Here is a 26,305-nt window from a genome sequence, read left to right as displayed (position 1 = left end):
ACTGCGGCCATCCGACAGATGTCGGCCCCTCGCGCTCACCGACCCGGTGTTCAGCCCCAGTTCACCATCGGCTGACCCGTCTCGAGCAGCGTCTTCATTCCGCTCAGCACCTCGTTCCAGCCACCGCCCGCGCCCTCGGGTTCGCGCCTGCCCGCGACCATCTCCGCCAGGCCCGGCGCATTGGTGAGGTCGTGTGTGACAGTCAGTTTCGCGACTCCGGGCCTGCTCGACTGCACGATCTCGTAGGTCAGCGTGGTGAAACCCTCCACGTTGTCGGCGTCCATCAGCATCCGCCACGTCTGAACCAGTTTCTTCGGCGGATCGGATTCGATCACCTCGCCGTCGACGATCACGTCCGGAACGCCGGGGTATTCCTTCATCGCGTCGTCCGCGCGCGTGCGGAACGACCCGCCCGCGCGGAGGTCGTAGTCGACGAGGCCGCCGTACCCGTACTGCTGCGACCACTCGGGTTTCGTGATGGCCTCCCAGATGGCCTCCGGGGTCGCCTTGATGTAGACGGCGTAGATCTGGATCGCGTCGACGGTAGTCATTTCTCTTCCTCCAGTTCGGATTTCAGCTGAGCGAGCGCCGAGGTGTGACGCTCGGTGTACTTGTCGATCCACCGGTTGTGGATCAGCTGTATCGGCACAGGATTGAGGTAATGCAGTTTCTCCCGGCCGGAGCGGCGCGTGACGACGAGTCCCGCGTCTTCGAGCACACGCAGATGCTTCATGACACCGAATCGCGTCATCTCGACGTGCGACTCGAGTTCGGTGAGCGTCTGACCATCCTGGGCGAACAATCGGTCGAGTATCAGGCGGCGGGTCGGATCGGCCAGCGCCTTGAAGACGTGATCGTCGTCCATGGATCGAGAATAGGTGACCATTTGGTCACATGTCAACGGTTGTGCGGCTTCGCCGCCCGTGAGTACTTGTTAACCGCGGGCGGTTAAGAAGTACTCACGGGCGAAGTTCGCACTTGGTTCATCCACCCGCCACGGTGCGTCCACGAAGCCGGGCACCGCGGTACCTACCGTCCTGAGGATCCGGTTCGTCACCATGGAGGTTTCACACAGTGTCCACTGCACCACTCAACCGCCGCGGATTCCTCGGTCGCACCGCGCTCACCGGGCTCGGTGTGGCACTCGCCGGAAGCGTCGACGCCCTCGTTCGCCCGGCGTTCGCGTCCGCGGCACCGGGACAGGCGATCGGTTACGGACCGCTCGTGCCGGACCCGAACCGCATTCTGTCGCTCCCGGTGGGCTTTTCGTACACCGTCGTCGCCCATTCGGGCGAGACGCAGTTGGACGGTGACGTGCCGGTGCCGAGCGACCCCGACGCGATCGGGGTGTTCGCGCGACCCGGCGGTTCCACGCTCGTCACCAACCACGAGATCGGCAGCGACGAACCGTTCGGCGTGCCGGCGCTCGACGGATTGACGTACGACRCGGGCGCGCGCGGCGGCACGACCACGACTGCGGTCGGTGCCGACGGCGCACGGCAGGGCCAGTACGTCAGCGTCGCGGGCACCGTGAACAACTGTGCGGGCGGCATCACCCCCTGGGGGACCTGGTTGACCTGCGAGGAGACGGAGGCTCGCGCGGGGGAGGGCGGGTTCCTGCTCGACCACGGCTACGTCTTCGAGGTGGACCCCGCGAGCCAGGACGCGAACAGGGGCAAAAGTCCTGTGCCGCTGAAGTTCCTGGGGCGGTACGCGCACGAGGCGGTGGCGGTGGATCCGGTGTCGAGCACCGTCTACCTCACGGAGGACGCGTCCGGGCCGAACGGGCTGTACTACCGGTGGACGCCGCCGCAGGGCTTCCGGGGCGGACCGAATGCGCTGCGCGAACTCGCCCAGTCTCCGGGCGGCGACACCGCAGGTGCACTCCAGGCGATGGCCTGCTTCCAGGGCGGAACGCACGTCCCGGACCTGTCGCAGGCCACCGAGCCGGGCACCGTGTACTCGGTGCAGTGGGTCGGTGTGCCGGACCGTGACGCGACGAGCACGTCGGTGCGCAAGCAGTTCGGGGACGACGCCGTCACCCGGAGCCGCAAGCTGGAGGGGCAGTGGTGGGGCGACGGCGGCGCCTACTTCGTCGCGAGCTACGCACGGACCAGCGACGGCAGCGTCGCCGAGCACGACGGCCAGGTGTGGTTCTTCGACCCGGCGAAACAGACGGTCACGCTGAAGACGCTGTTCGGTGTCAATCCCGATCCGGCCGTCGACACCGGAAACTACGACGGGCCCGACAACATCACGGTCTCGCCGTACGGCGGTGTGATTCTCGCGGAGGACGGCGAAGGGATCAGTCACCTCGTGGGTGTCACGGCGGAGGGGGAGCCGTTCGCGATGGCTCGGAACGAGTTGAACGACAGCGAATTCTGCGGTCCGGCATTCAGCGCCGACGGGAGGATTCTGTTCGCGAACATTCAGTCACCGGGGCTGACGCTGGCGATCACCGGTCCGTGGCACCGCCCCCTGCCGTGAGTACTTATTAACCACGGGCGGTTAATAAGTACTCACAGGCCGGAGGCAAAAACCCAGCCGCGGAGGGCGAGAAACCGCAGGCCGCCGACGACGGCGCTGACGGCGACGACGAGCGCGACCTGCACGAGGCCGTCGGCGCCGGGGAAGAGCGTGTGCAGGACGGCGAGCGCGAGGGAACTGACGGCCAGCCCGATCAGGGCGAGGGTCCCGCCCTCCCACTGTGCGACGAACCAGCGGACGCGATCCGCGGCGCGGAAGGTGAGCCGGCGGTGGAGTTCGTTGGCCAACATCGAACTGGTCACCACGCCGACCAGGTTGGCGACGAGCGACCCGTACACGTCGAGGGTGAAGAACGCGAGAGCGTAGAGCACATTGCTCGACGTGCCCACCAGGGTGAACCGGGTCAACTGAGCGAACACGCCGCCGGCCCGCCCACGTAGAGGGGGATACGTGGGCGAGCCGACGGCGTCGTGGAACTGAACGATCATCTCATTCAGCGGATGAGGGCACCGTTGCCGGTGTCCGTCACGTGGCCGCCACCGAGGACGCCGGCCACTTGCTCTTCACTCAGTCCCAGCTCGCGCAGGCGATCCCAGACCTCGTCGAATTCGACGAGCTTGGCATTGAGATCGGTACGCAGGCGGTTGACCTCGTCGCGGATCTTCTCCGCTTCGTCGATCGCTTCCAGCGTCCGCTCCGGCTGGGGCAGGAGCATGGACAGGAGACGGTCCCGGGCGTCGGCGCTCAGCCCGGCGAAGGGCTGATGCTGATCGGCGGGGGCCTCGTGCCTGCCGCCGCGGACGTCGGGCGACTGGATCGGGGCCGTGTCGGATTCGAGTGCGTACTCCGGGACGGGGGCGTACTCGGGTTCCTGGACGGGCTCCTGCTCGCTCGACAGGTCGATGGTGCGACGCAGCGGGCGGTTGGGGATCAGGATGACGGCGATCAGGGTGATGACGGCGACGACGGCGGCGATCAGGAAGATCCGCCCGGTGGCGTCACCGTATGCGGCGCGGATGACGCCCTGCACGGGAGCGGGCATGGACGTCAGGTCCAGGCTTCCGCCGCCGCTGCTCGATCCGGTCGGGATGCGGAGTTTTGCGAAACCCTCGGCCGACAGGTCGGCGACGCGGGTGGCCAGCACCGAACCGAGGACCGAGACGCCGATCGCGCCACCGAAGGTCCGGAAGAACGCGACCGAGCTGGATGCCGCACCGATGTTCTGGACGCTGACGGTGTTCTGCACCGCGAGGACCAGGTTCTGCATCAGCATGCCCATGCCGAGACCGATGATCGCGATGTACGTGCCGACCAGGGTCAGGTTGGTCTCGTGATCGATGGTGCCGAGCAGTCCGAATCCGATGATCATCAGGACGGCGCCGCCGACGACGAACGGCTTCCACTTGCCGAAGCGGGTGATGAGCTGTCCGGATCCGACCGTGCCGAGGAGCATGCCGGCGACCATTGGGATGGTGAGCACGCCGGCCATGGTGGGGGTGTAGCCACGCGAGGTCTGGAAGTACTGGCCGAGGAACGTGGTGGAGCCGAACATTCCGACACCGACGGCGACGGACGCGATGATCGCGAGTCCGGTGGTCTTCTCCGTGACGATCTTGAGCGGGATGATCGGCGACTTGGCCTTGGCCTCGACGAGGATCGTCGCGGCCAGCAGGAGCACACCGGATCCGACGTACAGGGCGGTCTCACGGGAGAACCACTCGTAGTAGCCCGCCTTGCCGGCGAACGAGACCCAGATCAGCAGGATGGACACACCGGCGGTCAGCAGGAGGGCGCCGAGCCAGTCGATGGAGACGTCGTCCTTCTTCTCGGTCGCGAGGTGCAGTGTGCGCTGCAGCAGGAACAGTGCGATGACGGCGAGCGGGACGCACACGAAGAAGCACCAGCGCCAGCCGAGGGGGCTGTCGACGATGACGCCGCCCAGGATCGGACCGCCCGACATCGACACGGCCATGACGGCACCCATGTAGCCGGAGTAGCGGCCGCGTTCACGGGGCGAGACGATGGTGCCGATGATGGCGACGACGAGCGCTGTCAGGCCACCCATGCCGATGCCCTGGATGACACGCGCGGTCAGCAGGATCGGCACGTTGTGCGCGAATCCCGCGATCACCGAACCGATGACGAAGATGACGATCGCGCTCTGGACCAGGACCTTCTTGTTGAACAGGTCGGCGAGCTTGCCCCAGATGGGGGTCGAGGCGGCATTGGCGAGCAGGGCACTGGTGATGACCCAGGCGTATGCGGTCTGGGTGCCCTTCAGGTCGCCGATGATCGTCGGGAGTGCGGTGGCGACGATCGTGCTGCTCAGCAGGGCGGTGAACAGCGCTGCGAGCAGACCCGTGAGGGCTTCGAGGATTTGGCGGTGCGTCATGGCCGTCGTTTCTTCAACCGGCGGCCGAGTCTGTGTTTCGGTCATACGCTTTGTGTTCCAATCGGGTTCGAGCTCGTGACGATCCGGTGTTCTGGATCGACGAGTGTTTCCTTCAGGTGCCTGATCGAGTCGAGGGCAGTTGCTGCCTCGGTCTCGTTCCACCCCGTCAACAACTTCTGCATTCGTGCGGCACGCTGGGTTCGGAATTGTTTGACGTACGTCATTCCGACTTCCGAGACGCGTATTCGAAATGCGCGCCCGTCGGCGGGATCGGGATGGCGCGTGACGTAGCCGAACTCCACCAGGTCGGTGATCTGGCGACTGAGTGACGACTGGCCGACGCACATCTCGGTGGCCAATTCGTTCTGCCGGCATTCCCCGCGAGCCGCGAGGACGAGGAGGACCCCCGTCAGCGCGCGTGGCATGTGGCCGTCGGCTTCCGACATCAGGGCCTCCTTGAGCACTCGGCCGAAGAGGAAGACCTCGTCGATGAGCGCTTCGGTGGTGCCCAGAGATACGGAAGGCACTGACGTGATGGACATGGCAACCCCTGAAGGACGACTTACTTGATGCAAGCAACTATATACATCGTTAGTGCAAGCAAGTAAGCCATTTCGGTGTCTGGTGCATCACAAGGCGAAGTGACCTATTATCTGCGTATGAATGCAGATAAGCGCATTTGCCGGCGCAGGCTCGACGAAGACCAGGTAGGGCTGGTGGTCGAGGTCTTCCGCATGCTGGCCGATTCCACCCGGGTGCAGGTGCTGTGGCAGCTGGTGGGCGGCGAACTGTCGGTGAACGAGCTGGCCGAACGGGTCGGGAAGCCGGCGCCGTCCGTCTCGCAGCACCTCGCGAAGCTCCGGATGGCCCGCCTCGTGCACACGAGGCGGGAGGGCACGTCCATCTATTACAGCGTCGCCAACGAGCACGTGCAGCAGCTGGTGACCGACGCCGTGTTCAACGCCGAGCACGCAGGCCCCGGCATCCCCGGGCACCATCGCGCGTCGGGGGATCTGCAGGTCCTCCACGAGGGTGCGGATCTGGCCGCAGAGGAAGGTGCGTCGTGACAGACCACGGCCACGGCCACGGGCACGGTCATTCGGGCGGCGTCCGCGGGGCGATCCGCGAGATCTTCGCCCCGCACAGCCACGACTCCGCGGACAGCGTCGACGACGCGCTCGAGGCCAGCGAGATCGGCATCCGGGCGGTGAAGATCAGCCTGGTGGTGCTGGGCGTCACTGCCCTGGCCCAGGTGGTCGTGGTGGTGCTGTCCGGTTCGGTCGCGCTCGCCGCCGACACGATCCACAACTTTTCGGACGCGCTGACGGCGGTCCCGCTGTGGATCGCGTTCGCCCTCGGACGGCGGGCCGCCACGCGGCGGTTCACGTACGGCTACGGCCGGGCCGAGGACCTCGCCGGGTTGTTCGTCGTGGTGATGATCGCGTTGTCCGCGGTCGTCGCGGGCGTGGAGGCCATCCGGCGCCTGCTCGATCCCGTGCCCATCCAGCATCTCGGGTGGGTGGCGCTCGCCGGGATCATCGGTTTCGCCGGCAACGAGTGGGTGGCGCTGTACCGCATCCGGATCGGCCGCCGGATCGGTTCCGCGGCCCTCGTGGCCGACGGACTGCACGCGCGGACCGACGGATTCACTTCTCTCGCCGTGGTATTGGGCGCCGGCGGTGTCGCGGCCGGGATTCCCCTCGCCGATCCTGTGGTGGGTCTGGTGATCACGGCCGCGATCCTGCTCGTGTTGCGGACCGCCGCCCGCGACGTGTTCCGGCGACTGATGGACGGCGTCGACCCCGGACTGGTCGACGCCGCCGAACAGGCCCTCGCCGCCGAACCGGGAGTGGTCGGGGTGCGGAGCGTGAAGATGCGCTGGATCGGGCACCGCCTGCACGCGGACGCCGAACTCGACGTCGACCCCTCGACCAGCCTCAGCGAGGCACACCGCGTCGCACACACTGCGGAACACACGCTCACCCACGCGGTCCCGAAGCTGAGCACCGCCCTTATCCACGCCTACCCGGCGCACGACGTGGAGGCGGCGGGCCGGCCGGGGTGACCCGCCGCTACCGCGGGTCGGGGCCGGTCGCGACCGGACGTCCGGGATCGGACGACCACTGCGACCAGGACCCCGGGTACAGGGCGGCGTCGATGCCGGCGAGCGCGAGCGCCGCGACCTGATGGGCCGCCGTCACACCCGATCCGCAGTAGACGCCGGCCGGACGTCCGGGCTCGGCGCCGACCGCGGCGAACCGTGCGCGCAGCGCCTCGGCGGGCGCGAACTGGCCGTCGGGCCCGAGGTTCTCGGACGTCGGGGCGCTGTGGGCGCCGGGAATGTGCCCGGCGCGGGGGTCGACGGGTTCGGTCGCTCCCGAATACCGCTCGGCGGCGCGGGCATCGAGAAGGTGACCGCGGGCGGCGAATTCGGCGGCCTCGTCCGCGGTCAGCGTCGCCAGGTGGCCCGCGGTGAGCACGACGTCGCCGGGGACTCGCGCCTGTTCGTCGCCGGATCGGACGGGGTGACCAGCCGACGTCCACGCGCCGAGGCCGCCGTCGAGCATGCTCACGTCGGCAACGCCCGCCCAGCGCAGCAGCCACCATGCCCGCGCGGCGGCGAGGTTCCCCGTCGCGTCGTAGACCACGACCGCGCTGTCCGCCCGGATTCCCCACCGGCGCGCGGCGTCCTGGAGGTCGGTCACCGCCGGTAGCGGATGCCTGCCGAGTTCCGGGCGTCCCGGTGCGGCGAGTTCGGTGTCGAGGTCGACGAACACGGCCCCGGGAATGTGCGCGTCGAGATAGTGCTGCCTGCCCTCGGTGTCGCCGAGGGCCCACCGCACGTCCAGCAGGACCGGGGGAGCGTCGCTGCGCAACAGCGCCGCCAACTCGTCGAGCGTCACCACAGGGCTCATCGCACCACTGTCGCACAACGAAGGTTCCGCGTGCCGCGGAGACGGGAACCTGGCACCCTGGCACGAGTGACGGGACGTCTGTCGACGGCGCTGGTCGTGGTCGCACTGTTCGGACTGGTGGGGTGTGCAGCGGTCCCGCCGCCGAGGACGCTGCCCCCGGTTTCCCCGGGTACAGGCCTCCCCGTCTGGTCTGACTCTCGACGGACGCCCGCGGTGCCGGACTGAACGCCTTTGACGTCCTCTCGGCCGTAATCGACCGAGATTCCCCTCGAGACTCACGTCCCGAGGTTCCTGTTTCACCGACAGTCGCCGCCCCACACGTTATGTGCGGGGCGGTCTCACACCGTCTCCGCAGGCTGCCACCGTCAGTCCGACGGCCAAAATGTTCTTCGCAGCGTTCACATCGCGGTCGTGGACGGCGCCGCACCGGCACGTCCACTCCCGCACGTCCAGCGGCATCGCCCCGGCGACCTCCCCGCACACCGAGCAGCTCTTCGACGACGGACAGAACCGGTCGATCGCCACCACCCGCCGCCCGTACCAGTCGGCCTTGTACTCGAGCATCGACCGGAACTCGGACCAMCCCGCATCCGAGATCGCCCGAGACAACGACCGATTCTTCACCATGTTCCGCACACTCAGATCCTCGACGGCGATCACTTGATTTTCGCGCACCAGTCGAGTGGAAAGTGTGTGCAGATAATCGCGACGACGATCGGCGATCCGACCATGAATCTTCGCGACCTTCAGTCGGGCCTTGGCCCGGTTCCGGGACCCCTTCTCCTTCCTGGCCAGCACCCGCTGCGCCTTCGCCAGCCGCTCGCGGTCCCTGCGCTCGTGTCGCGGGTTGGTGATCTTCTCCCCCGTCGAGAGCGTGTAGAGGCTGGTGATCCCGGCGTCGAGCCCGACCACCCGACTGACAGATTCGAGTTCGCTGATGGTGTCCTCGACGAGGATCGAGATGTGGTACTGACCGCGGGCATTGCGCGACACCGTCACCTGCGACGGCACGGCCCCCTCCGGCAGTGGCCTCGACCACCGAATATCCAGGGGTTCGGACTGCTTGGCCAACCGGATCTGCCCGCCGCGGTAGGTGAAGCAGTTCGAGTAGTAGGTCGCCGAATCCTTCGACCGGCCCTTCCTCTTGAACTGCGGGTAGCGGGTCTGCTTGCGCCAGAACTTCTCGAACGCGCCCTGCAACTGCCGCAGCGATTCCTGCAACGGCCCCTTCGACGGCTCCGCCAACCACTCCGTCTCGGTGTCCCGCTTCCATCCGGTGAGCATCTTCGAGGTGTCCGCGTAGGTGACCCGGTGCTGCTCCTGCGACCAGGCACGCGAGCGCTCGGCCAACGCCCGGTTGTAGACATACCGGGTGCACCCGAACGTCCGGGCAAGCTGTTCGGCCTGCACCGCAGTCGGATAGAAACGGTACTTGAACGCCCGCTTCACCACCCTCCCCGCCATAACCCAGACACTAGCCACACCGTCCGACAAAACCAGATCGGCAATCCCGGACCTGAAGGACCGGGCTTGCGCCGAAAGACTCACGGATCAACTGGCCACCGACTCGTCCGTCACCCGTGGGTGCGGCGCGGAGGTGGACGTGGACGGGTTTGCGGGTTCTTCGGGACCCTGCCGGAGGGGTCGCTCACACAGTTCAACGCGTTCCAGTGCACAAAATTGAACCGAGACTCCACTCGTCTCGTCCGAGGGCCGCTTCGGCCCCGCAGCATGGGAGAGTGGCGCGTCAGTACGATCCCAAGGCTGCCGACGCGCAGACCAGTTCCCCTCCTATGGTCAGATATCAGCCCCGACGGACGGGTGTCCGCCCGTACGGTTGCCGTACGGGCGTGGTGTTCGGCAGTTCGGGGATCGGCCGTGTCACCGGAAACGAGTCGAGAGTGAACCGGTTTCCGTGGTGGGCGAGCTCAACCGGTTCGCCCGACAGCAGGCGGTACGTTGCGGTCTTCGCGCGGATGTCCACGTGGATCTGGCTGCCCCGCACCGTCATCCGGAAGGACAGGTTGACCAGCTGTGGTGGTATCCGCGGTGCGAAGGAGATGTCGCCGTCGTGGTCGCGCATGCCGCCGAATCCTGCGACACACGCCATCCACGTCCCGGCGAGTGATGCGATGTGCAAACCGTTCTCCACGTTGGAGTGGAGGTCGTGGAGGTCGGTCAGCGCGGCCTCGGCGAGGTAGTCGTAGGCGAGTTGGAGTTGACCGACCTCGGCTGCCATCACGGACTGCACGCACGCCGACAGGGACGAGTCCCGAACGGTAAGGGCCTCGTAGTAGGCGAAATTGGCGATCTTCTGTTCGTCGGTGAAGGCGTCGCCCCGCAGATACATTGCCAGCACCAGGTCGGCCTGCTTCACCACCTGCTTGCGGTAGAGGTCGAAGTACGGGTAGTGGAGCAGCAGCGGATAGTGCTCGGGCGGTGTGCCTTCGAAGTCCCACTCGTCGTGGTGCGTGAAGGCGTCGGATTGCTGGTGGACGCCGAGTGCGTCGTCGAACGGAATGCGCATGTGCTCGGCGGCATCTCGCCAGAGTGCTGCTTCCTCGTCGTCCACACCGAGCTCGCGCGCCAGGCCGGGGCGTCTCTCGCAGGCGGCCGCCGCGTCCCGCAGATTCTTCTGCGCCATGAGGTTGGTGAACACGTTGTTGTCGGCGACAGCGGTGTACTCGTCCGGTCCGGTGACGCCGTCGAGCCGGAACTCGCCCTGCGCATTGTGGTGGCCGAGCGACGTCCACAGTCGGGCGGTCTCCACGAGAAGTTCGACGCCGCATTCGGCTTCGAATTCCTCGTCCCCGGTCGCGGCCAGGTACCGGGACGTAGCCACGGCGACGCCGGCACCCACGTGGAAGGCCGCGGTTCCCGCGGGCCAGTAGCCGGAGCATTCCTCGCCGTTGATGGAGCGCCACGGGAATACGGCGCCGGCCTGACCGAGCTGGAGTGCGCGGTTCTTCGCCATGTCCAGAGTGGAGTGTCGCCAGCGCAGTGCGTCGCGTGCCGAGTCCGGCACCGTGTACGTGAGCAGCGGGAGGACGAACGTCTCGGTGTCCCAGAACGCATGTCCGTCGTATCCGGGCCCGGTCAGGCCCTTCGCCGGGATCGCGCGCGACTCACCGCGAGCACCCGCCTGCAGCACGTGGAACAGTGCAAATCGCACCGCCTGCTGCAGTTCCGCGTCACCGTCGATCTCGACGTCGGCCGTCGCCCAGAAGATGTCGAGGTACTCCCGCTGCCGTTTCAGCAGGGTCTCCCAGCCGGTTTCGAGTGCTCCGGCGAGCGCTCCCTCGACCTGGCCGCGCAGGGCCGGCGTCGACCGCCGCGCCGACCACCCGTAGGCCAGGTACTTCGTCACCTCGAGGCGTTCACCTTGCGGAATGTCGACGGCCACGGTGAGCCGGGCCAGATCCTCTTCCGTCTCGATGCTGCACCGTCCGTTGGCGGGGTACTCGATCTCGTGGTCCATCCCCGCGGCCATCCGCAGCCCCGAGGCCCTCGTGTGGTGGGCGAGCACAGCCCTGAAGTCGTGGGCGGCGGCGAAATCGGAGACCAGGGGAGTGTCGAGGGCGGCGGCCACTCTCGGGTCGTCCGTACGGGCCGGGATGTGTTCGTTGGCGAGCAGATCCGACTGCAGGACGAGTTCGATGTCGCCGTCGAGCGGTTCGACCTCGTAGTGGATGGCGGCGACCGCACGCGAGGTGAACGAGACGAGGCGTTCCGAATGGATACGCACCCGGCGTCCGGTCGGTGACGTCCACTCCGTGGTGCGGCGCAGGGTGCCCGAGCGGAAGTCGAGGACGCGTTCGTGCGCCGGTGCGCTGCCGTACCGCATGTCCATGGGCTCGTCCTCGACGAGCAGGCGGATGATGCTGCCGTCGGTCACGTTGACGACGGTCTGCCCGTCTTCGGGGTAGCCGTAGCCTGCCTCCGCGTACGGCAGGGGGCGCTGCTCGTAGAACCCGTTGAGATAGGTGCCGGGGAGACCGCGCGGTTCACCCTCCTCGAACGTGCCACGAATCCCGATGTGCCCGTTGGACAGTGCGAAGGTGGATTCGGTGGCGTGCAGTGCCTCCAGATCCAGTCCGCGCCATTTCAGCTGCCACGGCGAGATCTCGTAGCCCTTGTCGTCCATGCTCACCTCTCCAGGAGTTCGGCCAGGTCGTTCACCACCACGTCGGCGCCGTGCTCGCGAAGCGCGTCGGCCTGATCGCCCCGGTTCACCCCGACGACGTAGCCGAATTCCCCTGCGCGCCCCGATTCCACCCCGGACAGGGCGTCCTCGAACACGGCGGCCTGGTCGGGGTGCACGTTGAGTGCGCGGGCGGCCGCGAGATACGAGTCCGGCGCGGGTTTTCCGCGGAGACCCTGCTCCCGGATCACCACGCCGTCGATGCGGACGTGGACGTAGCGGCTCAGGTCGGCGGCGTCGAGTACGGACTTCCCGTTCGCGGAGGACGTGACGACCGCGATCTTCAGGCCTGCGTCGTAGGCCGCGCTGATGTAGCGGACCGAGCCGGGGTAGGGGCTGGGGCCCTCCTCGTCGATGACCTTCAGCAGCAGCCGGTTCTTGCTGTTCCCGACGCCGTTCACGGTCTCGGCGCCGGGCGGATCGTCCGGCGACCCCTCCGGCAACGTGATGCTGCGGGAGGTGAGGAAGGTCCGGACCCCGTCGGCGCGGGGGCGTCCGTCGACGTAGTCGTAGTAGTCCTGGTCGGTGAACGGGTGGAAGTTCGCGCCCTCCCGGTGCTTCAGGAACTCGTCGAATGTGCGTTTCCACGCCTTCCGGTGCAGTACCGCCGTTGCCGTGAGCACACCGTCGAGATCGAACAAGCAGGCCGAGATCGCATCAGGCAGTCCCATCACCTCCCCGACGGTACCGCCGTCGACCGCGGATTTGCTGAGGCGCGCGCAAATCCTGCACCCGATCGACCGGCACGTGGTCGTTGACTTCGAGGCGACAACGGTCGAATACTGAGAGTTCCAACCGACTGTTGCGGAGTGCACCGTGAACGTGGAGGAACCGGTCCCGTCGGACCAAGTGAAATCCCTCGCTGTTCGGTCGATCGAGCTCATGGCGAACGGAAGCCGCGCCGATTTCGACGCCGTCGTCCACCCGGATGCATTCAACCGGGAGAGTGCGACCGAACCCCCGCGGACGCGAGGACGCGGACCCGACGCGTTCTACGCCACCGCCGTATGGCTGCGCTCCGCCTTCTCCGAGCTGCGGTTCGACGTCGAGGACGTCGTGGTCGAGGGCGACCTCGCCGTCGTCTACACGATCATGAAGGGCAGGCACGCCGGCCCCTTCGTCGTCTACGACGAGCGCGGATCGATCGACCAGGTGTTCGCGCCGACGGGGCGAGTGCTCGCGGTCAAGCAGTCGCACTGGTTGCGCGTTGAAGCCGGCCGCGTCGTCGAGCACTGGGCAACCCGGGACGACCTCGGTCAGGCAGTCCAGCTGGGCTGGGTTCCGCCGACCCCGCTGTCGCTGGTGCGCAATGCCTGGGCCAAGCGTGCGGCGCGCAGAAACGCGCAGAGCTGAGCCGCAGGTGACGGTTCCTCGCACACTCTGTCGGCCGAGCGCACCCATCAGGCCCGACCCCGAGCCGCCTGGAGGCACCGCATGGCACGCATCCTGTTCGTGACCTGGGACGGAGGCGGCAACGTGCCACCCGCTCTCGGCATCGCGACGGAGGCACGCAACCGCGGTCACCAGGTCCGATTTCTCGGACACGCCCAGCAACGCCGGCGGATCGAAAGTCACGGTTTCCCGTTCACGCCCTACACCCACGCACGACCCTGGCAGTCGACCACCAATCATCCCGGTATCACCGGCTTGTACCAATCGCTTGCTGTCTTCACCGACGCCGGGCCCGGAATCGATCTGCTCGACACCGTCGCGCGCGAGCCGACGGACGTGGTCGTGGTCGATTGCCTGCTGTATGGGGCCCTGCAGGCCGCCGCCGACGCGCACCTGACGCGCGTGACGCTGGTCCACACCTACTACGAATTCATGTATCGAGGCGTGACACGTGGTGTGACGCCCGTGATGGCCCGTCTGAAAGGTCAGCGGCCACTGAAGCTGTGGACGTCGTCGGACCTGGCGCTGGTGACGACCGACAAGGACCTCGATCCGGCCTCCCGCCGAAGCCTGCCGGACTCCGTCCACTACACCGGGGTGGTGCGCCATCCGATGCCGTCCACGTTGACGCCCGTGTCCGAACGTGATCCGCTGATCCTGGTCAGCCTCAGCAGCCTCAATTTCGACGGGCAGCAGCGGGCACTGCGAAATATCCTCGAGGCTGTCGGTGGACTGCCCGCCCATACCGTGGTCACGACCGGACCGTCCGTCGACCCGGCAACCTTCACGGCGGGCCCGAACATCGAAGTACACGGCTACGTTCCACACGAACAGATCCTGCCGACCGCCACCCTCGTCATCGGACACGGCGGCCACGACACCACCATGCGCGCCCTCGCGCACGACCTTCCCCTGGTCGTTCTGCCGATCCACCCGGCGCTCGATCAGAAGATGATCGGCCGCAGTCTGGAGCAGCGCGGCGTCGCCCGTTGCCTCCGCAAGACGGCCGCGCCCGAGCGCATCCGGTCGGCGGTCGGCGAGCTGCTCGTAGCCGGACCACACAGGACGACCGCAGCAACTCTGGGAGCGCGGATCCGCGCCCATGACGGTGCCGTTCATGCCGCGGATCTCATCGATCAACTGCCGATCGGAGAACGACGGAGGGGAGTGCGATGACCGGCGGGCGTCGAGCGGGGGATCAGTCCGAAATGCTGTTGACGCGATCGGCGAGCAGCTCACAATAGGTGCGATCGGTGCCCGGCGCGATGCGCACCCAGTAACTGGTGTGGTCGCCCCGGAACAGGTACCCGTTCACGTCGTCGATGGCCTCGGAGTATTGCTGCCACACCGTCCAGGGTCGCCACCAGTTCAGGATCACCGCCTGCCACCTTCTGGTGCGGAGCCGGTCGAGGAGGTCCACCACCCACGCCCTCGGGTCGGCCAGCGAGAAGGCCGCCGACTGGTCCGCGAACGTCCGCAGCGGCGAGTTGCCTGGACAGCAGCAGATGGCGTCCAGTGGGTCGGCGATCTGCCACACGGGCATCCCCGTGATCGGGCGTTGCCCCGCAATGCCCCAGCCCGGAAGGTCCGGAGAGGCAGGCCGCAGCGGATCGGCGATCAGTCCGACCCCACGCACGTCCAGGGTGGGGTGCTGCCCCCGTCCCACCTCGGCCGCCACGTTGCCGGCGAGCGCAGCGCCTCCCGAGTAGCCGAGCAGAACAACGGGATTCGGGTCGTCGGCGATCATCCGCAACAGGAGTGTCCGTCCTTCGGACAGCGCCTTGTCGAACGCTGATCCACCCGGATCGGGCACCGGTCCGTAACTTGCCTCCCACGGGACCTGCTTGACGACGAACCGTGCGGGATCCAGGAGTGACGTGGTGTTGGTGAGCATGTTGACGTCGAGATCCTCACCGATGCCGCGACAGCACAGAACGGTGATCATCCAACCTCCCAGGTGAGTGCCGCTGCGCGTCCGAGCACACTTTCCCACTCACCTGCGGGGGTGTCCTCCGATCGGGGGAATCGGGATTCATCCGATGCGCGACCTGATCGGAGGACAGACGGAGATGGCTGGGCGCGGGAGAGTTGTCCCGTACCGGGATCAGCCGTTCACATGGACAGGAATCTTCGTCATGTCACCCATCTCCAGCATCGATGTCGCCCGAGCCCGTCGGTCTCGCCGCGTGCTGTTCATCGGCAATCCCACCCGCTACAACGAGGTGTCGCAGTGGGCGATGGTCCGGCAATGGGTGGCACTCCACGGCCTGGAACCGATCCGTGAATTCGAGGGGGACGTGCTCTGCGTCATCGTCACCGAGGACATCCTGGACGGACGCTGCTCCGCGAAGGAATCGGATACCGTCCAGCGCGCCCGCGCACTCGGAGTGCCGTGCATCAGCGTCCACGACACCACCCGGATCTGGCAGGTCACCGCCCGCGTACGGTCGCGGATCGCACGGACGCCGGTGGCTCGATAACGGCGCCTGATCCTCGGTACTTTCACGTGAATACGTCACCGGCTCGGAATGTTGCACCCATTCACGGCGGCGAGATCGAATATGTCTGAAGGCAGCCGACTTCGAGTACGTATTGAGGGCCTTTGTCCGCACCACGGCTGCGTCCAGGAGCCCCGGCGCAGACTCGATCGGTCGAAAATTGTTCCGCCTCAGCACTTGTGGTCAGTTTGTCGAAATCGCCTGTGTCCAAACCAATTATGCGAGTGGATAACCGCTGCTCAGTGGGGGTTTATTGCAGACCGCGCGGTCTGATGCCGGCGGTGAAGATGCGACAGAACCGAATTGCGCTGCTAGGTTCGACACTCGTTGTGAATGTTCGATGTCGTCCAGCCACATGGCGGTGCTCGGGGCAGTTTGGATCGTTACTCGTAGGACAGTAGTCGCCTTCGTGTAAAGGCCGCACGGCACGCAAGGCGTTGCGCCATGGGTGACGGCGGCACTGTTGTACGTCCTGAAATCCGCTGTCGCGATACGGCCGACTCGACCATCACTCTGCCGGCGATCGGTTCGACAGTGGAGGGGATGCATGGCGACGTTCAACTCGACTGTGGAGCGGGCGTCGGTTGTACACGGCGTTGCGGCAGTTCCTGCGCAGCGCGGTGTCGCACGGCGGCGCTGGCTCGCCGTGTACCTGAGGCGAATCCTCCTCACCGACACGCTCGTCGTCGTGGCAGCGGTCGCTCTGGCCCAATGGGTGCGCTTCGGCGGCTACGGGACCCTCGTCGACTCGCGCACGCTGAGCAATGTGAGTTACGGGCTGATCTCCGTCGCCCTCGTGACCTCGTGGCTCGGCATTCTCGCCGTCTTCCACGTGCGATCCCCGCGAGTGGTCGGGAGCGGCCCGGAGGAGTATCGGCGCATCGCCACCGCGACACTACGACTGTTCGGGCTCATCGCGATCGCGGCACTCCTTCTGCACGTGGAGTTGGCACGGTTGTACCTGGCGATCGCATTCCCCACGGGCCTGCTCGGTCTCCTGCTGACCCGGTGGATGTGGCGCCGCGTCCTCGCCCGCAAGCGTGCCCGCGGTTTGTGCCAGACGTCCGTCCTGGTCGTCGGAGCCGAACACTCCGTGCGCAACCTCGCTCGGACGTTCGACCGTGGCACAGCGGACGGATACAACGTGGTCGGGGTCTGCATCCCAGCGCACGATCGGGCGACCGAGGACACGATCGCCGTGGACGGACGGCGGATACCCATTCTCGGCGACGAGCACGACGTCGTCGACGCGATCGAGCGATCCGGGGCCGATACCGTCGCGGTCACGGCGACCGAGCATCTCGGCCATCACGGGCTACGCGAAATGGTGTGGGATCTCGAGCAGTTGAACGTCGACATGGTGGTTGCTCCCGGAATGATGGATGTTTCCGGGCCACGCCTCGAGATGCGGCCCGTCGCGGGGCTGCCGTTGATCCACGTGGAGAAGCCGCGTTATCACGGCGCCAAGCGATTCGGGAAGACGTCGTTCGATCTGATCTTTGCGATCGTCGCGCTCGTCGTCGTGAGTCCCTTGATGTTGTTCGCGGCCGCCGCCGTCAAGCTGACGAGCCGGGGTCCCGTGTTCTACAAGTCGGAGCGAATGGGATTGGACGGCAAACCGTTCCCGATGCTGAAGTTTCGGTCGATGGTGGACGAAGCAGACCGGCACCGTGCCACCTTGAGCGGCCCCAACGAGGGCGCCGGCGTGCTGTTCAAACTGCGAGACGACCCGCGTGTCACCCGTGTGGGCCGCGTCATGCGCAAGTTCAGCATCGACGAATTGCCACAGTTCATCAACGTGCTGCGAAGAGAAATGAGTGTGGTGGGTCCGAGGCCTCCGCTGCGCGTCGAGGTCGAGTCGTACGAGAACGAGGTGCATCGCCGGCTCCTGGTGCGGCCGGGTGTCACCGGCCTGTGGCAGGTCAGCGGGCGCTCGGACCTCTCGTGGGAGGACTCGGTGCGTCTCGACCTGTCCTACGTCGAGAACTGGTCGATGGTCGGCGACATGCTGATCATCGCCAAGACCCTGAAGGCGGTCGTGCGTGGTGACGGTGCGTATTGATCGACGACGACGTCAATGATGCGGTGCCCATCTCGAGATGTGTTTCGAGGCAGATCGACACGGGAAAGCTGGTGATCTGGTAATGCGAATCCTGGTCGATGCGTATTGGTGGGTCGACGGACCGTATTCGAACCGGCTCGTGTTGCGGGAGATCGTCGGCGGATGGCGGTCGGCGTTTCCCGACGACGAACTTGTCCTTGCGATTCCGTCCAAGTGGAGCGACTCCGATGCTGAGTTGCCTGCGGGAGTCGAGCGCATTTCGACGCGAATGAGACGGCATCCGGCAATCAACGCGATCGAACTTCCCCTCTACCTCAAGTCGGGACGCGATTTCGACGCCATCTTTCTGCAGAATTTCGGTGCACCGACCTCGAGCGCTGCGGTTCTCGTTCATGACGTTCTCTTCCAGAGCAACCCTGAGTGGTTCACGAAGATCGAGCGGCTTTACCTCTCGGCGATACCGATCCTCGCGAAACGCACCGGCCTCGTCATGACCACTACACAACACGAGGCGAAGCGCGTGGTCGCGCACAACTCCCTCTCGTCGGAGGTGGCTGTGACGGGCCTGGGGCTGTCGACGACACTTCTGAACGCTCCTGCGCGAAAGCCACGGTTCGGATTGAAGTCCCACGCGTTCCTGCTGACCGTGGGCCGACTGAATGTTCGCAAGAATCTGGAGAACACCATCGCCGCCGCGATCGAATCAGGTGCAATCTCAGAGCACTTTCCGCTCGTCGTCGTCGGTCAGAGATCGGGCCGTTTCTCGGAGTCCGGTGTGGTCAGGTCGGGGGTGGCCACCGGTGCAGTCATGTTCGTCGAGTTCGCGCCGGATGACGAGTTGCGGTGGCTGTACGAGAACTGCGCGCTCTTCTGTTTCCTCTCCCTCGGTGAGGGATACGGCCTGCCGCCGGTGGAGGCGGCGTACTTCGGCGCGCCAGTTCTCGCGAGCGACATACCGGTCTTCCGGGAGAATCTCGGCGAAGCTGCAGCCTATGTCGATCCGAACGACGTCTCGGCGATCTCGAACGCGATCACCGACTTGTTGGCCGCAGCCAGGCGTGAGCGGGGACATACCACGCTGCCGGGTGCGGAAGGTCGAATAACAGGGGATTGGGACTTCACCGTGGAAACCATCAGGACTGCCATCGCGGAACTCGCCGACAGCACATAATCCCGACCGCTTGTTTGTGAACAGTGTGGTTTCGACAGGAAGAGCAGGAGTTCAATGACGTCAGTGCGCCGTTCGGTTGCAATCATCGGTACGAGGGGCTATCCGAGTTACTACGGCGGCTTCGAAACCCTGATCCGGCGTCTCGCCCCGTGCCTTGTGGAGAAGGGGTGGGACGTCACCGTCTATTCACGCCCGGGCGCCACGGTCCCTACCGACCCGGCCCGCGACCGGAGAGTCGTTGTCCGTAACACGATCGGGTTCGAATCGCGCTCTCTCAGCACGCTGTCCTACGGGCTGACGTCATGCCTGGACGCGGCGGTGAAGAAGCCCGACGTTGCCCTTGTCCTGAACGTGGCGAACGGGTTCTGGCTGCCTGCGCTGAAGTCTCGGGGAATTCCCACTGTCGTCAACGTGGACGGGATCGAATGGGAGCGCGCAAAGTGGGGTAAGGGCGCCAAGAAGGTGTTTCGGACGGGCGCCTCCCTCACGGCGCGTTACGCGACGCGCTTGGTGGTCGATTCCCTGGAAATCAAGCGTCGGTGGGAAAACGACTTCCACCGTGAGGGCGATTTCATCCCGTACGGAGGCGACTTCGTTGCTCCGCTTCCTCCCGTCGAGGGACTCACTCCGAAGAAGTACGTACTGATGGTGGCACGGTTCGTGCCGGAGAACACCGTGGTCGAGTTCTTCGAGGCCGCGGAGGTCCTGAGTCGCGATCGTGACGTCGTCATCGTCGGGTCATCGGGGTACGGCGGCGAGTTGGATGAGCAGGTGCGCGCCCTGGCCCATCGAAACGAACGGATCACGTGGATGGGCCACGTCAGCGACGACCGAAAACTGTTCTCACTATGGCAGAACGCCGGAGCCTATTTTCACGGTCACAGTGTGGGTGGAACGAACCCGGCGTTGGTTCAGGCCATGGCGTGCCAAGCACCCATCGTGGCCCGGGACACCGTGTACAACCGCGAGGTACTCGGTGACGCAGGAAGATTTGTCGCGGCGGAACCCTCGGAGATCGTCACCACGGTGAAGGACGTCATCGCCGATTCGGCGGGCCAGCAGGTGATGCGAGATCGAGCACTTCAACGGGCGTACGACTACTACACCTGGGAAGATGTCTGCCAACGTTACGAAGAGTCTCTCCTCGCGGCGATCGGCTGATCCTCTTTGAGTTGTTCGACAAATCTCCAAGGACCTTGATTGATGATTGCGCAGTCCACTGAACTTCGACGTGTCGCCGGTTGGCGCACTCTCGTCCACGAGCGCGACAGGCACGAGTTGGTGACCCTCGCGCTGGTGGTCGCTGTCGTCGTCTCCTCCTTCCTCGGCCATTACGGTGTGGCGATAGCCGGTTACAACGTCCGCGTCGAGCAGGTGGTCCCGCTGTTCCTCGTCGGGTGGCTGACTGCGTGGGCACGGTCCAGGGCCGACTTCTTCCGCGCCCTGACACATCCGGTGGTGCTCGTCTTCGGTGCGTTCATCGCGTGGAATGTCTTCGCCACGCTGATGTTCTCGCCGAGCCTCGGGAAGAGTGCATCGATCCTTGTCTGGCTGGTCATCGATCTCCTGCTGCTCGCGGGACTCGTCTCGCTCGGCACGCGCGCGATATGGGCCGAGAACACCGGCATACGTTGGGTCGTTCCATGGGGACTGGCAGGCTTCGCCGCGTTCATCGTCGCCAACGTTTCGCATGGCGGCTTCACACCCGGTACGGATTTCGACGGGATGTACCAGCTCTACGTCGCGCGCATGACGTCGCAGGAAGCCAACATCTATGCGGCGATCCTGGTGCTGTGGACTCTTCTCCTCGTGGCGCGAAAGGGGCGCAACCGAATCTGGATGCTCGCCGCTGCCGTCGCGGTGCCGCTGGGAGTGATCGGTTCACAGACGCGCACGGCCGTCTTCTGCCTGGTCGTAGGTCTGATCGTCTATCTCGTGTACGAAGTGGTGCGTTCGTATCAGAACGATGAGCCACGCACAGGGCTGTGGTTCGGCCCGGTGCTCGTGATCGTGGGGATTGCTGTCGGCTACGGCGCCGCAACCTTCCTTCCCGCCTTCGGTGAGGGTGTCGGGCGGGCGGAACCTGCAGCGCCGGCGCCGTCCTCCGCTGCGGATGCACTCGAGCCGTCGGGGAAGTTGGGTGACATCGACTTTCAGGGCGGAAACATAGGTTTCAGGATCGAGGTAGCGAAGGCTGCCGCCGAAGACATGCACGGAGTGCACCTTTGGCTCGGCAACGGCACCAACACATTCAGTCTGCGTCACGACCAGCCGGGCTCGCCCGGAGTTTCCGGGCACATCATCATGCTTCCAGTGCAAATACTCTACGACGTGGGCATCGTCGGTTTGCTGTTGTTGGTGGGGCTCGTCGTCACGGTGTTGCGCCACGTGCCGTGGCAGAGAAGACCGATTGCCTACGCGGTGGTGGTGACGTTTGCCGCGGCGGCAACGATGACCAGTATGTTCTGGTTCAGCGTCACCTGGATCATCATGGCGTCACTGATCCGCCCGCTGACGGGCGAGGACGTGGTGACGAACGTCGCCGGGGATTTCGCGGCATGCGGGCACGACGACAGCTCCGCGGCAGCATCCCCTGCGATGAAGGGCCTCTGACTCATGCACCGGAACCTCCTGCACGTCGAGATCGCGGAGGTCGTGCAACGCGGAAACTGTTCCGGTTGTGGGGCATGTGCGCTGCTCGACAAGGACGTTGCCCTGGCACTCGCAGAGGACGGATTCATCCGTCCCCGGGTGAGCTCGTCCGAGTCTTCGGAAACCGACCCGACGGCCGTGGTGGAGTTCCGCAGGTCGTGTCCCGGTATTTCCGTGACGGCACAGCGCCCAGTAGGTGCCACCCGTCACGATTTCCTGGGCCCGATCGTGTCGATCTGGGAGGCTTACGCCCTCGACGAGGACATCCGATTCACGGGAAGCAGTGGCGGCACCCTCACGGCTCTCAACGAATGGTTGCTCGCCACCGGGCAGATCGACAGTGTCGTTGTCGCTGCCGCCTCGGAGTCGGGTCCCGAGAGGACCGAATCGAGCGCGGTTCGGACGAGATCGGATGTCGTCCGGGCCGCCGGTTCCCGGTATGCACCCACCGCGAATGCGGCGGTGGCCGACATCGACAATCCAGGGTCCGCCGTCGTCGGGAAGCCCTGCGAGATAGCTGCGCTGAGAGCGCTTGCGAAGTCCCGCGATCAACAGCCTCCGCTGCTGCTTTCCTTCTTCTGCGCGGGTGTACCCAGTCAGCACGCGACCGACTCCCTGATCCGCGGGCTCGGCGTGGACGAGGACGCCGAGTTGGCAGCGGTGCGTTATCGGGGGCATGGCTGGCCAGGCGACTTCTACGCGGAGGATGTGCGCGGCAACTCGGTTCGGACGACCTATGACGACTCGTGGGGGAAGCATCTCGGGCCGGCGGTCCAGCAGCGTTGCAAGCTGTGTCCGGACGGCGTCGGCGAAAGCGCGGATATCTCTGCCGGTGACTTTTGGCGAGCGGACGCCACGGGCTACCCCGACTTCACCGATCAGGATGGGCTCAGCGTTCTGATCGCGAGGACAAGGCGAGGAGAGGTGGTCATCCGGCGCGCCGCTCAGGACGGCGTGATCTCGGTCCGCGCCGTCGACCCGGACGATGTTGCGGCTGTGCAACCGTTCCAGGTGGTTCGGCGCGCCACCTTGCTGGGACGTCTGGCGGGAAGCAGGCTGGCGGGACACCCGACGCCCCGGTATCGCGGCTTCCGCCTGTGGCGGTTGTCGTTGCGATCACCGGTGAGAACCCTGCGTGCCACGGCCGGAACGTTTCGACGGGCCCGGCGATGGTAGCTGGTAGCGATGCGCGGACGAAGATCTCGGCGGCAGTCCAGTCGCCGAGCATCATCGCGGTGACACGACTGATCGTCCAGCTTTCGCCGCTGATCACTGCTCCGGTGATCGCGCGAGAGTTGGGACCCGCAGGGCGGGGACTCTATTCGGCCTGCTTCGCCGCCATGATTCTCGCGCCGGTCGTTCTGGGGATGGGGTTGCCGCTTGCCGTGCGCCGGCGTGCGTCGACAGGCGCTCCGGAAGCGACGCTGCGTGCCGTGTACGTGGTTCTGCCGTTCCTGGTACCCGTGGCAGTGGCGGTCGGCTTCCTGCTCGGGCGGTATGTCGTCACTGAACTCGATCCCGACAGTGCCAGGGCGTTCATCCTCGGGATGGGTTGTTCCGTTGGATTCATCGCAACACTGTGCTTTCAGAGTGTGTTGATCGGAGGCCGGCGGTACGGCGCTATCGCGCTCCTGCAATCGACGCAACCAGTTGCACTCACATTCGGCGTCGCGCTCGGATGGATTCTCGGAAGCCTGACCCTGCCGTGGGTACTCGTCTGTGCGGCTGCGAGCACACTTCTGTCCACCCTCATGGGGGTGTACCTCACACGTATATCGCCGCGTGGACCGAGATCCCGCCTGCGTCCACTGGCGCGGGAAAGCATTGCCTTCTCCGGGAGCCAAGCCGCAGAGACGGCGGCGAATACGCTTCCTCAGATCATCGCGGTGGTCGCGATCGGGGCCCACGATGCGGGATTGTTTGCCATCGCCATAACAGTTGCGAGCTTGCCGATGACCCTGGGGCACACGATTGCGTCCGTAATGTTCCGGGATGCCGCTGCCTCGGCAGGGGAGGCGAACATGCGCCTGTCGGCGTTGTCGATTCGCATCACCGCCCTGACCGCTGTCGTGCCTGTCGCAGTGTTGGCATGCGCGACGCCCGTACTCATTCCACTCATCTTCGGTGAGGGCTTCCGGGGTTCGGTATCGATCACTCTGATCTGTCTGTGCGGATCAGTCTTTCTCACCGTGAACTACGTTGCATCCCAGATGCTTGTGGCGCAGGACAAAGGTGTCCTCATGACCGCCGCGCAGCTTGTCGGGCTGGGCCTGAGTGTCGCATCGATGTTCGTTCTGGGACCTGCTCTGGGCGGCGCGGGGGCGGCGCTGGCGTCTGTTGCGGGCTGGCTGTTGACGACCGTCGCGAGCGTGCGTGCTCTCCGACTGACTGCCACGTCGTTGCTGTTTCACGCCGGTGACCTCCGTCAAGCCTTCACCGTCGTGACCAAGGGCCACATCGATCATGTCTGACGGATGACTGTGTCACCGAGGGTGGCGCCGAGCTCGTCCATCCTCGAATCGGTCCCGACAAGGAGTTGCAGCACCCGGTTGCGTGCCACGGTGAAGTCCGTCGAGTCGATGAGCGTGAGGGTGTCGCGAGCGGGATCCGCAGTCGTTCTCAGATCGACGTGCAGGTTCCACCCCAGCGCATCCATCAGCGGTGCGAACTTGCGCGAGTACGCCCAGGGAATCGCCGGCGTACCCACGGACAGCGAGTTGAGGCACGCGTGCATGCGCGCACCGACGACCACGTCGGCCGTGGCGAGAATGCCGCGAACCGATGCCAGGGAGTCCGGAACGAGGATCTCGACCGAGTCTCCGAAGTGCCTGCCGAGTTCTCGGACTGCCGGTACATCGTTGTCTGTCACAGTCGAATCGAGGACGTGTGCCAGGAGGCTGACTCTGCGATCGCGTTGGAGCAGTCCATCGATCAGCGCTGTGACGGATCGACGATAACTTTCGTAGTCGACGTGCGGGTTTTCGTGCCAGAGAAGCCCGGAGACGTTGATCACCACGTCCCGCTCGACACCGCCGGTGTGATCTGCACGCGGCAGCGCGAACACCAGGTCCGTCGACTCGGACGTCGACTGCCGTCCCAGCTGTTTCGCGTACTCGAGACTGACCGGATCGCGGGCGAACACGCTGGTGGCCCGTTGGAGGGATCTCGTCGCGATCATCCGCCCGAGCCTGCTGTCGAAGGGGCCGATCGTCTGGGGCATGAGAATGATCGGCACTCCCAACCCTGCGGCGACGCGCTGCACATAAGCCATCAAGATGAGGCGTCGAAGCCCGTAGATGTCCGTGAAGCTGTCGCCGGCGCCGGTATCCAGAATCGCGTCGTATCGGGAGAGTTCCCGCTTGATCGGTCCGCGTGAGCGGAAGATGTCCCGGAGCACGCTCCGCTTGCTGAGCGGGGTATCGTCGCCGTCCTGAGTATGGAACGTCAATTCGGCGTTCGGCCACCTCCGTTCGACTATCGACTCCGTTCCCTCCGCCAGGGCGCGAAGGCCGAGATTCGTCGAATCCCGATCGGCCCAGAGCACGAGGATTCGCGGATTCGGAGGGGTCATGTCGCGGCCTCATCGATTCTGCTGGATTGCGCGAGAAGTGAACGGGTGTACCAGAGGAACTTGTGCGACTCGGACCGCCACAGCACCGATCGTTCCGGTGCGCCGAGCGATTTCACGTAGAACGCCGCCGATCTCGACAGTAAGCCCGCAGCGACGGAAGCCTTCCACGCCACACTCTGTACACGATTCCGCGCCATCTTCCACTTGTACAGATCGTAGAGATTGATCACCCATGCAGGATTCGGTCTTGTCGATGCAGTGGGGCCTGTACTGCCTCCGACGACGTGGGTTCCCGACTGCTCGGCACTCATGATGATCCGCATGCCGTGTTGCCGTGCGCGAAGACAGAACTCCAGGTCCTCCGCATACATGAACCATCTCTCGGTGAGTCCGCCCAATTCGTCCCATGTCTGCTTGCGGACCATCATGCACGCTCCGGACACCCAATCCAGCTCTCGCGTTGCGAAATCGTGAGTATGGAGGAGATACAGACCTTCGAAACGATGATGTCTGTGCGACAGTCGCGACAGGCCCGAGAAGTGGTTGAACACGCTGACCACGTTGGGTCTCTTTCCGCCTTCGCGGATCCGGAGGCGTCCGGCCGGTTGACTGAGCGTGGGTGCGACGATCCCGGCCTCTGGCGACTCGTCGAAGATGGCCGCCAGCGCGAGTACGTCCCGAGGGGAGATGCGTGCATCGGGATTGAGCAGCAGCATCGCTCGTCCCCGTGCATCGCGTGCCGCACGGTTGACTCCCCGGGCGAACCCCACGTTCTCCTCGCTCCGAATTACGACGGCGTCCGGCGCTTCCTCGGCGAGAACTGTCAGCGTGCGATCCGTGGATGCGTTGTCCAGCACGATGAGTTCGATTCCGTCCTGTCCGGACAGTGGGCGAACGCAATCGCCGATGACGGCCTCGCTGTTGTAGGTCACTATCACCACGGAAACCTGCGGCTCGCTCATTG

Annotated in this window: 24 protein-coding genes; 12 read left to right on the top strand and 12 right to left on the bottom strand. The window is 65.5% G+C overall.

Going from position 1 to position 26,305, the window contains the following annotated elements; genetic code table 11:
• Positions 1-50 precede the first annotated feature (50 nt).
• Together AC1DWT_RS16200 and AC1DWT_RS16195 are read right to left on the bottom strand one after the other, a co-directional pair.
• Positions 51-551, bottom strand: coding sequence for an SRPBCC family protein (locus AC1DWT_RS16200; protein WP_206015016.1), 501 nt, complete (start codon positions 549-551; stop codon positions 51-53).
• Positions 548-865 carry an ArsR/SmtB family transcription factor gene (locus tag AC1DWT_RS16195; protein ID WP_174705445.1) on the bottom strand — a complete coding sequence of 106 codons (318 nt, stop codon included), beginning with the start codon at positions 863-865 and terminating at the stop codon, positions 548-550. The genes AC1DWT_RS16200 and AC1DWT_RS16195 overlap by 4 nt, the downstream gene beginning before the upstream one ends.
• A 209-nt stretch (positions 866-1,074) precedes the next feature.
• Here AC1DWT_RS16195 and AC1DWT_RS16190 point away from each other — a divergent pair, with 209 nt between their 5' ends.
• The gene (locus AC1DWT_RS16190) at positions 1,075-2,487 is read left to right on the top strand and encodes an alkaline phosphatase PhoX (protein ID WP_477921368.1); all 1,413 of its coding nucleotides are present in this window, start codon (positions 1,075-1,077) and stop codon (positions 2,485-2,487) included.
• A 32-nt stretch (positions 2,488-2,519) separates the two neighbouring features.
• Here the strand turns inward: AC1DWT_RS16190 and AC1DWT_RS16185 are convergent, their stop codons facing one another.
• The 3 genes from AC1DWT_RS16185 to AC1DWT_RS16175 are packed head-to-tail and all read right to left on the bottom strand — an operon-like array spanning position 2,520 to position 5,421.
• Positions 2,520-2,975 (bottom strand): GtrA family protein, encoded by a 456-nt coding sequence (locus AC1DWT_RS16185; protein WP_477921366.1) that lies wholly within the window; start codon positions 2,973-2,975, stop codon positions 2,520-2,522.
• Positions 2,976-2,980: 5 nt separating this feature from the next.
• The gene (locus AC1DWT_RS16180) at positions 2,981-4,924 is read right to left on the bottom strand and encodes an MDR family MFS transporter (protein ID WP_072937516.1); all 1,944 of its coding nucleotides are present in this window, start codon (positions 4,922-4,924) and stop codon (positions 2,981-2,983) included.
• Positions 4,921-5,421: a MarR family winged helix-turn-helix transcriptional regulator gene (locus AC1DWT_RS16175; protein ID WP_095861362.1), complete on the bottom strand. Its 501-nt coding sequence runs from the start codon at positions 5,419-5,421 to the stop codon at positions 4,921-4,923. Before AC1DWT_RS16175 ends, AC1DWT_RS16180 begins: the two co-directional genes overlap by 4 nt.
• 117 nt (positions 5,422-5,538) lie before the next feature.
• On the opposite strand from AC1DWT_RS16175, the gene AC1DWT_RS16170 reads away from it, so the two are divergent.
• Together AC1DWT_RS16170 and AC1DWT_RS16165 are read left to right on the top strand one after the other, a co-directional pair.
• The gene (locus AC1DWT_RS16170; RefSeq protein ID WP_095861361.1) at positions 5,539-5,946 is read left to right on the top strand and encodes an ArsR/SmtB family transcription factor; all 408 of its coding nucleotides are present in this window, start codon (positions 5,539-5,541) and stop codon (positions 5,944-5,946) included.
• Positions 5,943-6,944, top strand: coding sequence for a cation diffusion facilitator family transporter (locus tag AC1DWT_RS16165; RefSeq protein WP_477921363.1), 1,002 nt, complete (start codon positions 5,943-5,945; stop codon positions 6,942-6,944). The genes AC1DWT_RS16170 and AC1DWT_RS16165 overlap by 4 nt, the downstream gene beginning before the upstream one ends.
• A 7-nt stretch (positions 6,945-6,951) precedes the next feature.
• On the opposite strand, the gene AC1DWT_RS16160 is transcribed toward AC1DWT_RS16165, so the two are convergent.
• The 4 genes from AC1DWT_RS16160 to AC1DWT_RS16145 form a co-directional block, all read right to left on the bottom strand.
• Positions 6,952-7,785 carry a sulfurtransferase gene (locus tag AC1DWT_RS16160; RefSeq protein ID WP_477921411.1) on the bottom strand — a complete coding sequence of 278 codons (834 nt, stop codon included), beginning with the start codon at positions 7,783-7,785 and terminating at the stop codon, positions 6,952-6,954.
• A 330-nt stretch (positions 7,786-8,115) separates the two neighbouring features.
• Positions 8,116-9,258: an RNA-guided endonuclease InsQ/TnpB family protein gene (locus AC1DWT_RS16155; RefSeq protein WP_477921361.1), complete on the bottom strand. Its 1,143-nt coding sequence runs from the start codon at positions 9,256-9,258 to the stop codon at positions 8,116-8,118.
• A gap of 340 nt (positions 9,259-9,598) precedes the next feature.
• Positions 9,599-11,938 carry a glycoside hydrolase family 65 protein gene (locus AC1DWT_RS16150; protein WP_477921359.1) on the bottom strand — a complete coding sequence of 780 codons (2,340 nt, stop codon included), beginning with the start codon at positions 11,936-11,938 and terminating at the stop codon, positions 9,599-9,601.
• A gap of 2 nt (positions 11,939-11,940) precedes the next feature.
• Positions 11,941-12,666 (bottom strand): HAD family hydrolase, encoded by a 726-nt coding sequence (locus tag AC1DWT_RS16145; protein WP_095861356.1) that lies wholly within the window; start codon positions 12,664-12,666, stop codon positions 11,941-11,943.
• A gap of 145 nt (positions 12,667-12,811) precedes the next feature.
• Here AC1DWT_RS16145 and AC1DWT_RS16140 point away from each other — a divergent pair, with 145 nt between their 5' ends.
• On the top strand, positions 12,812-13,348 hold the full coding sequence (locus tag AC1DWT_RS16140) for an ester cyclase (RefSeq protein WP_477921357.1): 537 nt from the start codon (positions 12,812-12,814) through the stop codon (positions 13,346-13,348).
• 81 nt (positions 13,349-13,429) lie between these two features.
• Positions 13,430-14,563, top strand: coding sequence for a glycosyltransferase (locus AC1DWT_RS16135; protein ID WP_095861355.1), 1,134 nt, complete (start codon positions 13,430-13,432; stop codon positions 14,561-14,563).
• 22 nt (positions 14,564-14,585) lie between these two features.
• Here AC1DWT_RS16135 and AC1DWT_RS16130 read toward each other — a convergent pair whose 3' ends face one another.
• Positions 14,586-15,332, bottom strand: coding sequence for an alpha/beta hydrolase family protein (locus tag AC1DWT_RS16130; RefSeq protein ID WP_095861354.1), 747 nt, complete (start codon positions 15,330-15,332; stop codon positions 14,586-14,588).
• A gap of 190 nt (positions 15,333-15,522) precedes the next feature.
• On the opposite strand from AC1DWT_RS16130, the gene AC1DWT_RS16125 reads away from it, so the two are divergent.
• The 7 genes from AC1DWT_RS16125 (at position 15,523) to AC1DWT_RS16095 (ending at position 24,241) form a co-directional block, all read left to right on the top strand.
• Entirely contained in the window at positions 15,523-15,867 is a 345-nt protein-coding gene (locus AC1DWT_RS16125) for a hypothetical protein (RefSeq protein WP_477921354.1), read from the top strand.
• A gap of 565 nt (positions 15,868-16,432) precedes the next feature.
• Positions 16,433-17,947 carry a sugar transferase gene (locus tag AC1DWT_RS16120; RefSeq protein WP_477921352.1) on the top strand — a complete coding sequence of 505 codons (1,515 nt, stop codon included), beginning with the start codon at positions 16,433-16,435 and terminating at the stop codon, positions 17,945-17,947.
• An 82-nt stretch (positions 17,948-18,029) separates the two neighbouring features.
• On the top strand, positions 18,030-19,118 hold the full coding sequence (locus AC1DWT_RS16115) for a glycosyltransferase family 4 protein (RefSeq protein ID WP_477921350.1): 1,089 nt from the start codon (positions 18,030-18,032) through the stop codon (positions 19,116-19,118).
• A 54-nt stretch (positions 19,119-19,172) separates the two neighbouring features.
• Entirely contained in the window at positions 19,173-20,279 is a 1,107-nt protein-coding gene (locus tag AC1DWT_RS16110) for a DUF1972 domain-containing protein (RefSeq protein ID WP_378674363.1), read from the top strand.
• A gap of 213 nt (positions 20,280-20,492) precedes the next feature.
• Complete coding sequence (locus AC1DWT_RS16105; RefSeq protein WP_477921348.1) at positions 20,493-21,731, top strand: O-antigen ligase family protein; 1,239 nt, start codon at positions 20,493-20,495, stop codon at positions 21,729-21,731.
• A 3-nt stretch (positions 21,732-21,734) separates the two neighbouring features.
• Complete coding sequence (locus AC1DWT_RS16100) at positions 21,735-22,946, top strand: Coenzyme F420 hydrogenase/dehydrogenase, beta subunit C-terminal domain (RefSeq protein ID WP_477921346.1); 1,212 nt, start codon at positions 21,735-21,737, stop codon at positions 22,944-22,946.
• On the top strand, positions 22,940-24,241 hold the full coding sequence (locus AC1DWT_RS16095; RefSeq protein WP_477921344.1) for a lipopolysaccharide biosynthesis protein: 1,302 nt from the start codon (positions 22,940-22,942) through the stop codon (positions 24,239-24,241). The genes AC1DWT_RS16100 and AC1DWT_RS16095 overlap by 7 nt, the downstream gene beginning before the upstream one ends.
• On the opposite strand, the gene AC1DWT_RS16090 is transcribed toward AC1DWT_RS16095, so the two are convergent.
• Together AC1DWT_RS16090 and AC1DWT_RS16085 are read right to left on the bottom strand one after the other, a co-directional pair.
• Entirely contained in the window at positions 24,232-25,341 is a 1,110-nt protein-coding gene (locus tag AC1DWT_RS16090; protein WP_477921343.1) for a polysaccharide pyruvyl transferase family protein, read from the bottom strand. The genes AC1DWT_RS16095 and AC1DWT_RS16090 overlap by 10 nt on opposite strands.
• The gene (locus tag AC1DWT_RS16085) at positions 25,338-26,303 is read right to left on the bottom strand and encodes a glycosyltransferase family 2 protein (RefSeq protein WP_477921341.1); all 966 of its coding nucleotides are present in this window, start codon (positions 26,301-26,303) and stop codon (positions 25,338-25,340) included. Before AC1DWT_RS16085 ends, AC1DWT_RS16090 begins: the two co-directional genes overlap by 4 nt.
• Positions 26,304-26,305: the final 2 nt, after the last annotated feature.

The sequence above is a fragment of the Rhodococcus sp. P4_B6 genome, assembly GCF_056402215.1.
This window is presented reverse-complemented; position numbering and strand designations above follow the sequence as displayed.